Annotated in this window: 13 protein-coding genes and 1 pseudogene; 6 read left to right on the top strand and 8 right to left on the bottom strand. The window is 63.1% G+C overall.

Annotated elements, in window-relative coordinates:
• From PSTU_RS20790 to PSTU_RS0112790, 4 genes and pseudogenes are all read right to left on the bottom strand, one after another.
• Positions 1-604: pseudogene (locus PSTU_RS20790) on the bottom strand (cation:proton antiporter); the annotation flags it as partial.
• A gap of 334 nt (positions 605-938) precedes the next feature.
• On the bottom strand, positions 939-1,934 hold the full coding sequence (locus PSTU_RS0112800) for an LLM class flavin-dependent oxidoreductase (RefSeq protein WP_019341427.1): 996 nt from the start codon (positions 1,932-1,934) through the stop codon (positions 939-941).
• 25 nt (positions 1,935-1,959) lie between these two features.
• Positions 1,960-2,370, bottom strand: a complete 411-nt coding sequence (locus PSTU_RS0112795) for a hypothetical protein (protein ID WP_019341426.1) — start codon at positions 2,368-2,370, stop codon at positions 1,960-1,962.
• Between the two features lie 120 nt (positions 2,371-2,490).
• Positions 2,491-2,916, bottom strand: coding sequence for a hypothetical protein (locus PSTU_RS0112790; RefSeq protein ID WP_019341425.1), 426 nt, complete (start codon positions 2,914-2,916; stop codon positions 2,491-2,493).
• A gap of 105 nt (positions 2,917-3,021) precedes the next feature.
• Here PSTU_RS0112790 and PSTU_RS0112785 point away from each other — a divergent pair, with 105 nt between their 5' ends.
• From PSTU_RS0112785 to PSTU_RS0112765, 5 genes are all read left to right on the top strand, one after another.
• Positions 3,022-4,104, top strand: a complete 1,083-nt coding sequence (locus tag PSTU_RS0112785; RefSeq protein ID WP_019341424.1) for an aminopeptidase — start codon at positions 3,022-3,024, stop codon at positions 4,102-4,104.
• A 253-nt stretch (positions 4,105-4,357) separates the two neighbouring features.
• Positions 4,358-5,533 (top strand): hypothetical protein, encoded by a 1,176-nt coding sequence (locus tag PSTU_RS0112780; protein ID WP_019341423.1) that lies wholly within the window; start codon positions 4,358-4,360, stop codon positions 5,531-5,533.
• Between the two features lie 13 nt (positions 5,534-5,546).
• Positions 5,547-6,269 (top strand): ferritin-like domain-containing protein, encoded by a 723-nt coding sequence (locus tag PSTU_RS0112775; RefSeq protein ID WP_019341422.1) that lies wholly within the window; start codon positions 5,547-5,549, stop codon positions 6,267-6,269.
• Positions 6,270-6,443: 174 nt separating this feature from the next.
• On the top strand, positions 6,444-7,025 hold the full coding sequence (locus PSTU_RS0112770) for an RBBP9/YdeN family alpha/beta hydrolase (protein WP_019341421.1): 582 nt from the start codon (positions 6,444-6,446) through the stop codon (positions 7,023-7,025).
• A 255-nt stretch (positions 7,026-7,280) separates the two neighbouring features.
• The gene (locus tag PSTU_RS0112765) at positions 7,281-9,224 is read left to right on the top strand and encodes an alkaline phosphatase family protein (protein ID WP_192827019.1); all 1,944 of its coding nucleotides are present in this window, start codon (positions 7,281-7,283) and stop codon (positions 9,222-9,224) included.
• Positions 9,225-9,391: 167 nt separating this feature from the next.
• Here the strand turns inward: PSTU_RS0112765 and PSTU_RS0112750 are convergent, their stop codons facing one another.
• Together PSTU_RS0112750 and PSTU_RS0112745 are read right to left on the bottom strand one after the other, a co-directional pair.
• Positions 9,392-10,036, bottom strand: a complete 645-nt coding sequence (locus PSTU_RS0112750; protein WP_019341420.1) for an HAD family hydrolase — start codon at positions 10,034-10,036, stop codon at positions 9,392-9,394.
• An 80-nt stretch (positions 10,037-10,116) separates the two neighbouring features.
• Positions 10,117-11,055 (bottom strand): LysR family transcriptional regulator, encoded by a 939-nt coding sequence (locus PSTU_RS0112745; protein ID WP_019341419.1) that lies wholly within the window; start codon positions 11,053-11,055, stop codon positions 10,117-10,119.
• 117 nt (positions 11,056-11,172) lie between these two features.
• Between PSTU_RS0112745 and PSTU_RS0112740 the strand changes: the two genes are divergently transcribed.
• On the top strand, positions 11,173-11,931 hold the full coding sequence (locus PSTU_RS0112740) for an SDR family NAD(P)-dependent oxidoreductase (protein ID WP_019341418.1): 759 nt from the start codon (positions 11,173-11,175) through the stop codon (positions 11,929-11,931).
• A gap of 47 nt (positions 11,932-11,978) precedes the next feature.
• Here the strand turns inward: PSTU_RS0112740 and PSTU_RS0112735 are convergent, their stop codons facing one another.
• Positions 11,979-12,521 (bottom strand): gamma carbonic anhydrase family protein, encoded by a 543-nt coding sequence (locus PSTU_RS0112735; protein WP_019341417.1) that lies wholly within the window; start codon positions 12,519-12,521, stop codon positions 11,979-11,981.
• 34 nt (positions 12,522-12,555) lie between these two features.
• Positions 12,556-13,377 (bottom strand): AraC family transcriptional regulator, encoded by an 822-nt coding sequence (locus PSTU_RS20785; protein WP_019341416.1) that lies wholly within the window; start codon positions 13,375-13,377, stop codon positions 12,556-12,558.
• Positions 13,378-13,450 lie beyond the last annotated feature (73 nt).

The raw sequence follows: 13,450 nt of genomic DNA, 5'->3' as shown, positions 1-13,450 counted from the left end.
CGCGGGCACTGCCCAAACCAGCCGATGCAGTGCCCATTCGCTGACCCAGCCGGTGGCCAGGGTTTCCTGTTCGATCAGCAGCAGGCCGAGTACCACGAACGGAAAGGCCGTGCCATCGTTGAACCCGGCTTCGCCGGACAGGCCATAGCGCACGTGATCACTGTCGCGGGAGTTGTTGACCTGCACCAGGCTGGCCAGCACCGGGTCAGTGGGGGGCGAGGATGGCGCCGATCAGCACCGAAATACCCCAGCCCAGTCCGATCACGTAATGGCAAAGCGCGGCGACACCGGCAATGCAGGCGAGCATCACCGGGCCGGCGAGTACATAGGCGCTTTTCCACGCCGGATGACGCAGCGGCATGCGCAGTTTCAGGCCGCTGACGAACAGTGACACCAGTACCGCGATCTCGGTGAGGTGCTCCATCCAGCTGGCGATGTGAATGAATTCCATCTGCCACAAGCCGATGCCGAGCTCGCCGATGAGCAGGCCGAAGCCCAGGTAGATCAATGAGGTGGTGACCGGCAGCCAGCGCAGGTAGGCCGATGCCAGGGCGAGGATCAACAGCAGGATGCCGAGCACGGCCATCCATTGGAGAAAATTCATTCAGTCTTCCGCAAGAAGCGTGACGCACCGAAGTACGTATGGGCTGCTGTTTTGATCGGCATGACCTGAGGGGGTTCAGCTGCGTTCGTCGTACAGGCGCCCGCGAGCCGGAGCGGCGATGTCCGTCGTGGCGGCTTGCGCTTTTGCCGGGCGGGAAGGCGTCTGCGTCACGCTCGCGGTTCAGCGGCTGTGGCATACGGCTACGGGTCGAAGCGATTGGCTTGCTGATCCTCTTCGCGGTCGAGACCGCTCCCACAGAAATGCCGCTGGACGTCGTGGGAGCGGTCTTGACCGTGATCGAAGGTTCCGCCGCGTTGCGCAGCGCGCTCGGCCTTCAGCGCAGTCCGGCGAGGATCTCGAAGGCGCGGTGGCGGTCGGCGGTTTCGTAAAGGTCGCAGGTGAAGATCAGCTCGTCGGCTTGAGTTTGCTCGAGCAAAACCTCCAGACGCGCACGGATCTTTTCCGGGCCGCCAATCAGCGCCATGCCGAGGAAATTACCGACGGCGTCCTGCTCATGCGGCAGCCACTTGCCCTGCATGCTCGGCACCGGTGGCACCAGCACCAGGCTCTGGCCACGGATCAGCGCAAGGATGCGCTGATAGGCAGTGGTCGCCAGGTATTCGGCCTGCTCGTCGGTGTCAGCCGTCATCAGCGGCACGCCGAGCATCACATAGGGTTTGTCGAGCACCTCCGAGGGGCGGAAATTCTCGCGATACAGACGAATCGCCTCATGCACGTAACGCGGCGCGAAGTGCGAGGCGAAGGCGTAGGGCAGACCCTTGGCCGCAGCCAGCTGGGCGCTGAACAGGCTCGAGCCGAGCAGCCAGATCGGGACGTTGCTGCCAACGCCGGGCATCGCGATCACCCGTTGATTGGGTTGGCGTGGGCCAAGCAGCCGCTGCAGTTCTTCCACGTCCGCAGGGAAGTCGTCGGCGCTGCCCATGCGGTCGCGGCGTAAAGCGTGTGCGGTGAACTGGTCGGCCCCTGGGGCCCGGCCCAGACCCAGCTCGATTCGCCCGGGATACAGCGCTTCCAGCGTGCCGAACTGTTCGGCGACCACCAGCGGCGCATGATTGGGCAGCATGACACCGCCGGCACCCAGGCGAATCCGCGACGTGCCGGACGCCAGATAGCCGATCAACACCGACGTTGCTGCACTGGCGATGCCGTCCATGTTGTGGTGCTCGGCGACCCAGAAGCGCTCGAAGCCCAGCTTTTCGACGTGCTGGGCCAGGGCCAGCGAGTTGCGCAGGGCAAGCCCGGCGTCACCGTCATCGCGGATCGGTGCCAGGTCGAGGGTGGAGAAACGGGTGTGTTCGATACGGGACATCGTCTACCTCTTTGCTGACGGCTGCTCAGTAGCAGTGCTCGGCCTCGGCGCGCGCCAGGACGTTGTTGTCCTCGTCGCGCAGCCAGGCTTGTGGAGTGAAGCCCAGCGAACGGGCCTGGAACAGATAACGCCGCCCGGGCTGGAAGTCGTCGTAGTTGATCACCAGGGTGCAGCGCAAGTATTGGGTATCGCCAAAATCGCCGAATCCGCCACTGCTGATTTCGAATTCGTAGCGCGCTTCGAGTTCGTGCGCGCCGGGGCGAACCTGGAAATAGCGACCATCGGGTGTGCGCTCGCCGTCCAGTTGGTCGGACATGAAGATGTCGCTGGGCTGGGCAGTCAGCTCGACCCATGCCATTTCCGGATCAGGCGCGGGCAACGGGCCTGCGCAGCCGGACAGGCCGAACGCCAGAAGTAATGCGGGAAGCAGACGCATGGTGAATCCTCCGGATAACCGCAGGATCAGCCTCTGCTGTCGCGGTCAGCCAATGAGCCTGAGCCAGATAGTGCTCTTTTTCAACGACTGCACCACGACAGAACGGTTCACAGCGGAACGCTAGCGGGTGGCGACCCCGCCGCAGCCGCGCTCGGTGGCCTTGGCCAGCATGCGGTCGTGCTGGTCGTACAGCTTGGCCCAGGGGCGAAAACCGTAGCCGCCAGCCACCAGCCGATAGCGCGCTCCGGCATTGAAGCTGTCATAGCTCAGGGTCAGTCGGCAGTCGCGTGCCAGCGCTTCGCTGTCGCGACCTACGTCGGCCGGGCCGACTTCGAAGAGATAGCGCATGCCCAGCTGATGGCTGCCCGGCTCGACCTGGAAATAGCGACTGTCATCGAGGGGCTTGTCATCGACCGCCACGGCCATCAGCTCGGTCTCGCCGTGCGGGTCGAGGTCGATCCAGGCCTGGTTTGGGTCAGGTTTGGGCATCCACATGGCGCAACCGCCCAGGCTGGAAAGCGCAAGAGCAAGTATCAGGATTCGCATGAGCAAGGTCTCCGACCGGTAGCGGCCTGCTAGGTCGCGTCTGCATGTTCGGTGGTTGGGTGGGCTTCGATGTCGTTGTAGGCTCAACGCGTCGCCCCGTGGGGCATGCAGGCAGGTAAGCATTTGTTCAGTTCGAAGCCGAAAATCGCCGCAGTCGACAAGCGAATGCAGCGCTGGGTTCCCCTGCTGCTGGCGGCTGGTTTGAACGGGTGCAGCAGCTACTATGGGCAACTGGCGGTCGGCCAGCTCGAGCTGCTGCGCCAGCGCGAGCCCATCGCAGCGATCATCGGCGATCCGCAACGCGATCCGCCGTTGCGCCAGCGACTGGCCCTCGCGCTGCAGGCCAGAGCCTTCGCCAGCCGTTCATTGGCGTTGCCGGACAACCGGAGCTATCGGGTTTACGCCGACATTCAGCGGCCCTACGTGGTGTGGAATGTGTTCGCCACGGAGGAATTTTCCGTGGACCCGCTGAGCCACTGTTTTCCGATCGCCGGTTGTGTCGCGTATCGCGGTTATTACCGCGAGGGCAGGGCACGCGGTGCGGCGGCGCTGTTGAAAGCCGAGGGCCACGACACGCTGGTTGCCGGCGTGCCGGCGTATTCGACACTGGGCTGGTTCGACGATCCGCTGCTCAGCTCGATGTTGCGCTGGGATGACGAGCGGCTGGCCGGGCTGATCTTTCACGAGCTGGCGCACCAGAAGATTTATCTGGTTGATGACACGGCATTCAACGAATCCTTTGCGTCCTTCGTCGAGCGTGAAGGGCTGCGTCAATGGCGCGCCAGCCGCAGCCTGCCGCCGCCGAACGAAACCGCGCGCAACCAGTACGCCGATCTCAGCAAGCTGGTGCTGGCGACCCGAGAGCGGTTGGCCGCGATCTACGCATCCGACTTGAGCGAGCCCGCAATGCGCGCCGCCAAGCGTGACGCGTTCATGCGCATGCGTCAGGCCTATCGGCAATTACGCGACGGGCCGTGGAAAGGCGATGACCGATTCGATCGCTGGATGAACCAGCCGCTGAACAACGCCAGCCTGGTTCCATTCGGCCTGTATGACCAATGGGTGCCTGCCTTCGCCGCGTTATACGGGCAGGTCGGCGGCGATTGGCCGCGCTTCTATGCCGCCGTGGCTGCCTTGGGCCGCCTGCCTGCCGACGAGCGGAAGCGGCAGCTGGATGCGCTTCGCTGAGGCGCTACGCCGCTTCGTTTGAGACGAGCTGCGGCAAGGCGCCGCGACCTGTTCCGCTTCGCTGAATCGAAGCCTGTTCGAAGGGGTTGGGCGCTGCCGCTTGTCGAGTCTTTGCACGTTCACACCAAAATTCACGGAATTGTTTTGCGCTTGCCTCCGTCCATTTTTCTAGACCGTCAGCCCTGCTGACCCGTGATTTGGCCGTGCGAAATTTGTACGCCTAGCAAATACAAGCCGTTTAAACGGAGGCTCCATGGATAACCTATCCGGCATTCTCGACAACAAGGGCACGCCCCTTGAAAAGCAAAAGTTCACCTGGAAAGAAATGGCGGGCAAGCCGATCAGCAAGCTGGATGACGACGCTTTCACCCGCGTGCGGATCATCCTGATGAACGGGATCGAAACCGATGCGCTGCGCCTCAAGCACGGCATAGCGCGGATCACCGGACAGCTGCGTGGCCCGCTCGCCGAGATCCGCCGCGTCGAGCAGCATCAGGCGACCATGGTCAACTGGCTGATCTCCGCTGACCACTCACCGTTGGAAACCACAGTCGCCTATGAGCAGGTCGCCATCGAGGTGACTGCCGCGGTTGCCCAGACCGAGCCCGATCCTTACCAGGCGCAGACCTATCGCTTCGGTCTGCTGGAAGATTTCGATCACCTGTACCGCTATTCGGCGATGCTTGATCGCCTCGAAGGCAAGGATGCGAACAACATCCTGCAGGGCTACACCGACATCGTGCCAGGTCGGCAGACCTCCGAACACCATCGTCATCCGGACAACGATCTGCGCGAAAGCTATGAGAAAGAGCAGGCCGCACTGATCACCAAGATCCACGCCGCGATGATCACCGCAGCAGAGTTCCAGACCCATGATTACTACATGAACATTGGCCCGCTGTTCGCCGATCCGCTGGCGCGTCAGCTGTATGCCGAGATCGCATCGGTCGAAGAACAGCATGTGACCCAATACGGCTCGCTGGCCGACCCACAGGAATCCTTCATGGAGAAGTGGCTGGTACACGAGGCAATGGAAGTCTATGCCTATGCCAGCTGCGCCGAGCAGGAGACCAATCCGCGCATCAAGGCGATGTGGGAGCGCTTCCTCGATTACGAGTTGGGCCATCTGAATGTCGCCTGCGAGCACTTCAAGAACATCGAGCGCCGCGACCCGGCTGAGATTCTCGGCGGTCCGCTGCCGAAGATGATCGAGTTCAAGAGCCAGCGTGAATTTGTCCGTCAGGTCCTCGCGGCCGAGGTCAACCTGCGCACCAGCGGCACCGAGTATGTCGACAAGAGCCAGGAGCCGCAGAACTCCCTGGATTACCGCGCCCAGCTCAATTCCGAAGGTATCGCGTCGAACATCGTATCGGCCGGTTACCAGTGGGCGCCGGGCGGCGAACTCATGAAGATGCGCAAGGTTTCCTGAGGAGAGAAAGGACATGGCTAATTCAGCAAAACTGGGCACCAATTTCACCGGCGTGCAGATGTCTCCGAAGGACACCAAGTGCCTGCTCGACGCCGTCAACGAAATCCATCCAGACGTGCCGGGCGATTCCAAGGGCTTGATGATGGAGCGCGCAACCCGCGCCGAAGTAGCCGATCGCATTGGTTCGGTACCGGTTCCCGGCTCTGCGAAGGGCATGCTCAAGTCGACATTCGACATGGCGCTGGGCAAGAGCCCTGAGCTGCTGGTCGACAAGCTCGGCGAGCGCCTGGCCTTCGAGCGCAGCGGCGTGCGCATGTACGACGCCATGATTGCCAAGGCGAAGGCCATCAGCATGGCTGATTCGGACCTGATCGGCGTGCTGCAGCACATCCGCGACGAAGAGTTCGAGCACATGAACATGGTCGCCGAAGCGATCGAGACGCTCGGCGCCGACCCAACTGCACAGACGCCTTCTGCCGATGTCGTAGCGGTCAAGTCGATGGGCGCGATGCAGGTGCTCACCGACCCAAGGACCAACATCGCTCACGGTATCAACGCGCTGCTGACGCTCGAACTTGAGGACAACGCCGCTTGGGAACTGTTGATCGAACTGGCCGAAGCCGGTGGCCATCCGCGGATCGCCAAGAGCTTCCACAAGGCCAAAGAGCAGGAAGATGACCATCTGATCAAGATCAAGGCGCTTCTGCGTCGGGACCTGATCAGACAAATCCAGTAATACGCGTGCGCTTCAAATCTTGGCGCGCCCTCGGGCGCGTCTTTTTTATGGGCGTAGATTTAGCCGAGGTTCCAGTCCTTTATTTACTGCATAAGTAAATGAATTCTTATTCTTTATCGCGCGTTGGTGGCGAGCGATAGACTCGCGGCTCAATGACCATCGAGAGGCCATCCCATGCGGCGCGGATCGTTCCATTATCTGATCGTCCCCGGCTGGCATGGCTCGCCTGAGGACCACTGGCAAACTCATTGGCAGCGCACCCTGCCGGGCACCCAGCGCATCGAACAGGCCGACTGGCTAAAGCCGCAGCGTTCTGATTGGGTAGCCGAATTGCATCATGGCATCACCACTGCATCGGAGCCGGTAGTGCTGATCGCTCACAGCCTCGGCTGCCCGACCGTCGCGCACTGGGCGGCGCAGGCCATGCCCGACGCGCTGCAGCGGGTCCGAGGCGCGCTGTTGGTCGCCCCGGCGGATGTTGAGCGTCCAGGCTGCCCCGAGCCGCTGCGCAACTTTGCTCCGCTGCCCTTGGTACCGCTGCCGTTTCCGAGCGTGCTGGTGGGGTCCGACAATGATCCGGCCGCCAGCGCCGAACGGGCCCGGGCGTTGGGCTGCGCCTGGGGCAGCGAGGTAACCGTGCTCAGCGGTGTCGGGCACATCAACGTGGCCTCGGGGCATCATCGTTGGGAAGAAGGGCTGGTCTTTCTCGACCGCCTGCAATCGCTGCTCAACCACCCGTCAAGACGGCGCGCTTGATGGCAATGGAGCCCTTAGATAGGTGGCCCTTCTGTCCGTCCTATTCGCCACTGCCCGGTAGATCGGTGAAGCGGGATCCACCCTACAACCGGCGCTGTAGTACCTAGACTCCAGCCCACCGTTTCAAAGGTGAGTAGGGTGGGTGAGCCTCTTTTCATCCACCGGTTCGTTGGAGCGACTTAGACCCACAAACCAGGGCGAACCGGCGCCATTCGTTACACTCTGATGCTCCATTGCCGTTCACCGAGCTGTTGCATGCCCAGCCCCGCATCATCCGACACCGCTGTATCCCTTCCCCTCGTGCTTGCCGGGCCTATGTTGCGCCGGCTCGAGGCGGGGCGGCTGGTGCTCTGGCTGGTGTCTAGCGAGCCGCTGCAGTTGCGCCTGGCGTTGCAGCCCGATGGGGAGGCTCCGGTTTCGCTGGCGGTGGAAGACGAAAGCTGTTGCCGGTTGCGTGTTGGTACGTCGGCATGGCTGCACTTGATCGATCTTAATCTGGAGACGCCGCTGCCGGTCGACCGCTTGGTCGAGTACGACCTATTAATCCAGCGCGAGGGCCATGAGCAGGGCATCGCCGGTTGGGCGCCGCACCTGCTCCATGAAGGATTCAAGCACCCGGCGTTCGTTATCCGCTCGCGCTACGACGATCTGCTGCACGGCTCCTGTCGCAAGCCGCACCACCCCTCGGCGGACGGACTGGTTACTGTGGATACGCTGGTGGCCCAGGCCCGGCAGTCCCCCGAGCGCTGGCCCGCCGCGCTGCTGATGACCGGCGACCAGATTTACGCTGACGACGTGGCCGGGCCCACCCTGGTGGCCATTCATGCACTGATCCGCCGACTTGGGCTGTATGGCGAGTGCCTTGAAGGGGCGACAGTCGCAGACAGCGATGAATTGCTGGCGCATCCCGCCACTTACTATCAGCGCGAACAATTGTTGCCTGCATTCAAGTCCAACGAAGCCTTGCGCGAGCGGTTCTTCGGTGGCGTGGAAAAGCCGGTATTTACCACATCCAGTGCGCACAACCATCTGGTGTCGCTGGGTGAGGTGCTGGCGATGTACCTGTTGGTCTGGTCGCCAGTGCCCTGGCAGCTGATCGAGCTTGAGCAACCCGCGCTGGATACCGAACTGGCCGAGCGCTGGGATCGCGAGCTGCGCTGTATCGATGCTTTCCGGGCCGGCTTGCCGCGGGTGGCGCGGGCGCTGGCGCACCTGCCGTCATTGATGATCTTCGATGACCATGACATCACCGATGACTGGAACCTCAGCGCCCGCTGGGAGCAGACCGCCTACGGCCATCCGTTTTCCCGCCGCATCATCGGCAACGCCTTGCTCGGCTACCTGTTGTGTCAGGCCTGGGGCAACGCGCCGGATGCCTGCGCTACCGCATTGAGCGCGGTCGAGGCGCTATTGGTCAGCGGTGAAGATGGGCGGCTCGACTGCGCGCTGCATGATCAGGTGGTTGACGAGCTGCTGGCGCGCGGCGACTGGGGCTATGTCATACCCAGCGAGCCGGCGCTGGTGGTGCTCGACACCCGCACCCGCCGCTGGCGCAGCGAGCGCAACCTGAGCCGGCCTTCCGGACTAATGGATTGGGAAGCGCTGACCGATTTCCAGCAGGAACTGCTCGATCATCGCTCGGTGATCATCGTCTCGCCGGCGCCGATGTTCGGCGTCAAGCTGATCGAGACCGTGCAACGCGTATTCAGTTGGGCCGGGCTGTCGCTCTTGGTCGACGCAGAAAACTGGATGGCCCATCGCGGCGCGGCGCAGGTGATGCTCAACATCTTTCGCCATACCCGCACGCCGGGTAACTACGTGATCCTGTCGGGCGACGTGCATTACTCGTTCGCCTACGAGGTGCGCATTCGTGGCCGTGCCGAAGGCCCGCGGCTATGGCAGATCACCAGCAGCGGGGTGAAGAACGAGTTTCCGCCGCGCTTGCTGGATCTGTTCGATCGACTCAACCGCTGGCTGTATTCACCGCGCTCGCCGTTGAACTGGTTCACCAAGCGCCGCCGGGTGCGGGTCCAGCCGTGGCTGCCGAGCCGCAGTCGGTCTGGTGAACGCTTGTGGAACGGCTCGGGCATTGGCCGTATTCGCTTGGATTCAGATGGTCGCCCGGCGCGGGTGGAGCAGATCAATGCCGATGGCTCGCCGCCGGTGAGCTTCGCCCCCGAGCGCGAGCAGCCGCGCTAGCAAGCCATTGAGGAACTGTCCGCATCTGCCATCGCGGCGTGGAAAACAGCCCTGGCGGCGAATGCGTCCGAGATGCTCATCTATACAGCTCATGACCGGGTTTTCTGCCTGTTTCGCCGGGGCGACCAGCCTTACGCTGGCTGCCTCGCCGGCATTTTCAAAGGTTTCTAGCCAAACGCTGCGCGCAGCGCCGGCAGCGTCGCGTAGTAGTACGCCGGCGACTCGGCCATCAGCTCGGCATGGCTGCCGAAGCCGTACCCCACGCCGACAGCCTGCAGGCCGTTGCTGTGCGCGCCGATCAGGTCGTGCTTGCGGTCGCCGATCATCAGTGTCTGCCGCGGATCGAGCCCTTCTTCGGCGATCACGTGAGCGATCAGCTCGACCTTATTTGTGCGGGTGCCGTCCAGTTCGCTGCCGTAGATCAGCTTGAAGTGATGATCAAAGGCAAAATGCCGGGCGATCTCGCGGGCGAACACTGAAGGTTTCGACGTCGCCACATAGAGTGTCCGGCCCTGACCGCGGAGGTGTTCGAGCATTTCCAGCACGCCGTCGAACAGCAGGTTTTCGTACAGGCCGACCGTCTTGAACCGCTCGCGGTAATGGCCGACGGCCTCCCATGCCTGCGCCTCGTTGAAGCCGTAGAACTCCATGAATGCCTGCAGCAACGGCGGGCCGATGAAGGGTTCGAGCTTGGCCAGATCCGGCTCGTCGATGCCGAGCTTGGCCAACGCGTGCTGGATCGAGCGGGTAATGCCTTCGCGCGGGTCGGTGAGGGTGCCGTCGAGGTCGAAGAGGATGGTCGAATGATGCATGAAGGCGGGCCGGCTGCTGGGTGGCCGCCGATTGTCCCGTACTCCTCCGCCTGCCGGCAAACCTGCGCCTCGGCGATGGCTCAGCGCGCGGCCAGATGCAGACGCTGCGCCAGGGTCTGCGCCGCCTCGATGTCCTGCTCGATCAGCGCGGCCAGCCAGTCCATGAAAGCCCGCACTCGCCGCGGCAGGTTATGCCGGTGGGCGTAGATCAGCGATGCGTCCATCGACGGCGGAACATGATCGGGCAATACCAGCTCCAGTTCGCCCGACTCCAGGGATTCGCGCACGCCGGCGAGCGGCACCTGGATCAGGCCGAAACCGTCCAGGCACGCTAGCTTGTAGCTGTCGCTGTTGTTCACTGTGATCCGGCCTTGCATCGGCAGGCAGCGCAGCTTGCCGTTTTCCAGATACTCGAAACCCGCCGAGCGGGCGCCGAGCACCGGCACGTAATGGACCAGATGATGGTTGGCCAGGTCCTCTAGCGTTTTAGGCCTGCCGTATCGCTCGAGGTAGGCGGGGCTGGCGCAGTTGGCCTGCGGGTAGCGGCCGAGCCGCCGCGCCACCAGGGACGGATCCGTCACTTCGCCTATACGCAGCACGCAGTCGAAACCTTCCCGCACAAGGTCCACGCGCCGGTCAGTGGCACTGACTTCCATTTCCAGCCCTGGATGTCTGTCGAGAAATTCACCCAGGCGTGGCATCACCAGGTTGCGCGCAAGGGCGACCGGCAGATCGATGCGCAATCGCCCGGAGAGTGTGCTGCCCTCACGAAACAGCCCTTCCACTTCGTCTACCTGATCGAGCATGTCACGACAGCGGCCGTATAGCAGCTGACCGTCCTGCGTCGGCTGCACCTTGCGAGTGGTGCGTTGCAGCAGCCGGGCGCCGAGCCGTTCCTCCAACGCACGGATCTGTTCGGAAACGGTGGAGCGCGGCAAGCCAAGGCTGTCGGCGGCGCCTGTGAAACTGGCCAGTTCATAAACCCGGATGAAGGTACGCAGCAGGTCGAGCAAGTTCATATAGCGTCGCAACTAGTCGGTATTGCCGAACAGTCTATTCGGTCTTGGCTGATTTATCCCGCCAGCCCAGAACAATACAGTGATCTCGACATCCACCCACCCTGATGGAGACACACCATGAAAGGCAAACTCGCATTGATCACTGGTACCAGCCGTGGGCTCGGCCGCAGCGCTGCACTGCATCTGGCAGCGCAGGGCGTCGACATCATCGGCACCTATCACAGCAAGGCCGAGGAAGCTCAGGCAGTAGCCGAAGAAATAGAACGCCTCGGTGCGCGAGCGCTGATGCTGCAACTTGATGTCAGCGACAGTGCCAGCTTCGACACCTTCGCCGCTCGGCTGCGTGACGCGTTGCCCAAACGCTTCGGTCGGCAGGATGTGGATTTTCTGGTCAACAACGCCGGCATAGGTGAGACCGCCAGCTTTGCGGAAACCAGCGAGGCGCAGTTCGATCTGATGATGAACATTCATCTGAAGGGTCCATTCTTCCTGACCCAGACACTACTGCCACTGATTGCCGACGGCGGGCGCATCCTCAATGTGTCGAGCGGGTTGGCGCGCTTCTCACTGCCGGGCTACTCCGCCTATGCCGCGATGAAGGGTGGCATCGAAGTGCTGACCCGTTATCAGGCCCGGGAGCTCGGCGCGCGCGGCATTAGCGTCAATGTGCTGGCCCCTGGCGCGATCGAAACGGACTTTGGCGGCGGCGCGGTTCGCGACAACGCCGATCTCAACGCCTTCGTTGCCGATAGCACGGCGCTGGGTCGCGTGGGCCAGGCCGAAGACATCGGTCTCGCCATCAGCGCGTTGCTTAGCGAGGGAGGTCGCTGGATCACCGGCCAGCGGATAGAGGCGTCCGGCGGCATGTTCCTCTGAATCTCACCCCATGATCGCCAGCTTGCTGGCGATCAGCTGTGAATACATCAGTCCGCGTACGCTTGCTCCAGATGCTGATCCTTCAGCTTCACGTAGTTACCCGCGGTGTAGCTGAAGAAGCTGCGCTCCTTGTCGGTCAGCGGCCGGGCTTGTTTCACCGGACTGCCCACATAGAGATAACCGCTCTCGAGCGTTTTGCCCGGCGGCACCAGGCTGCCGGCGCCGATGATCACTTCGTCCTCGACTACCGCGCCGTCCATCACGATCGAACCCATGCCTACCAGGATGCGGCTGCCGAGGGTGCAGCCGTGCAAGGTGACCTTGTGGCCGACCGTCACCTCGTCACCGATGGTCAGCGGGAAGCCGTCCGGGTTGTAGGGTCCGGCGTGGGTGATGTGCAGCACGCTGCCGTCCTGAATGCTGGTGCGTTGGCCGATGCGGATGCGGTGCATGTCGCCGCGAATCACGGTGAGCGGCCAGACCGAGCTGTCCTCCCCAATCTGGATGTCGCCGATCAGCACCGCGCTGGGGTCGACGAAGACGCGCTCGCCCAATGAGGGCGTGTGGCCCTGGTAGGTTCGGATGCTCATGAGTTGCTCCTTAGCTCGAAAAAATGGGCGGTTTTCAATGGACAGGGCCAACGGCGGAACTGCTGCCGGGCCGAAAGAATTCGCCCGGCGTGGCGCCAAACTGTTCGCGAAACGCCGCAATGAAGGCCGACAGGGATTCATAGCCGCAGCCCAGCGCGACGTCGGTGACCCGCTCGCCGCGCTCCAGCGCCGGCAGGGCGCTGAGCAGCCGCAAGCGTTGCCGCCAAGCGCGGAAGGTCAACCCGGTTTCGCGGAGAAACAAGCGGCTCAGGGTGCGTTCCGAGACCCCCAGGATTCGGCTCCAGTCAGCCAGCCCTTCCTGCGACTCCGGCTGCGCCTGCAGACTCCTGCATAGCCGATGCAGGCGCGGCTCGGTCGGCAGCGGCAGGACCAACTCGACTTCCGGGGCGCAACCCAGCTGGTCCAGCAGCACCTGAACCAGTCGGCCCTCGGCGCCGTCTTCGGCATAGGCTTCGGGCAGCGTGCTGAAGTGACGGATCAGCTCGCGCAACAACGGGCTCACCTGCAGCACGCGGCAATGCTCCGGCGCATGGCGGATCACGCTGCGGTCGATGTACAGGCTGCGGATGCAGGTGTCCGGTGCGCAGAACACTTGGTGGGTGATGCCCGCGGGAATCCATACGGCGCGCAGCGGCGGCGCAATGAAGCGGCCGCTGTCGGTGCGCACCTCGAGCACACCCTCGACCGCATGGGACAGCTGCACCCAGGGGTGGCTGTGGCGGTAGCCGAGCTTGAGGTTGGGCGGCGAGTCGAGCTGGCCGTAGACGGGTCGTGGAAGCGCTTTGAGTTCGCCTAGGCGGGTGATCAACGCGGCGTGCTGTCCGATTGACGACATTTCGTGCCTGCTTGGCGTTAGTCGGAAGGTTGCGCACACGTTAAGGTCCATCCTAGTTGACCGCAAGCCCAAG

The sequence above is a fragment of the Stutzerimonas stutzeri SDM-LAC genome (assembly GCF_000235745.1).
In the GTDB taxonomy this organism is placed as follows: Bacteria; Pseudomonadota; Gammaproteobacteria; order Pseudomonadales; family Pseudomonadaceae; genus Stutzerimonas; species Stutzerimonas stutzeri_H.
The sequence above is the reverse complement of the archived record's forward strand: the minus strand, read 5'-3'. Positions and strand labels throughout refer to the sequence as shown.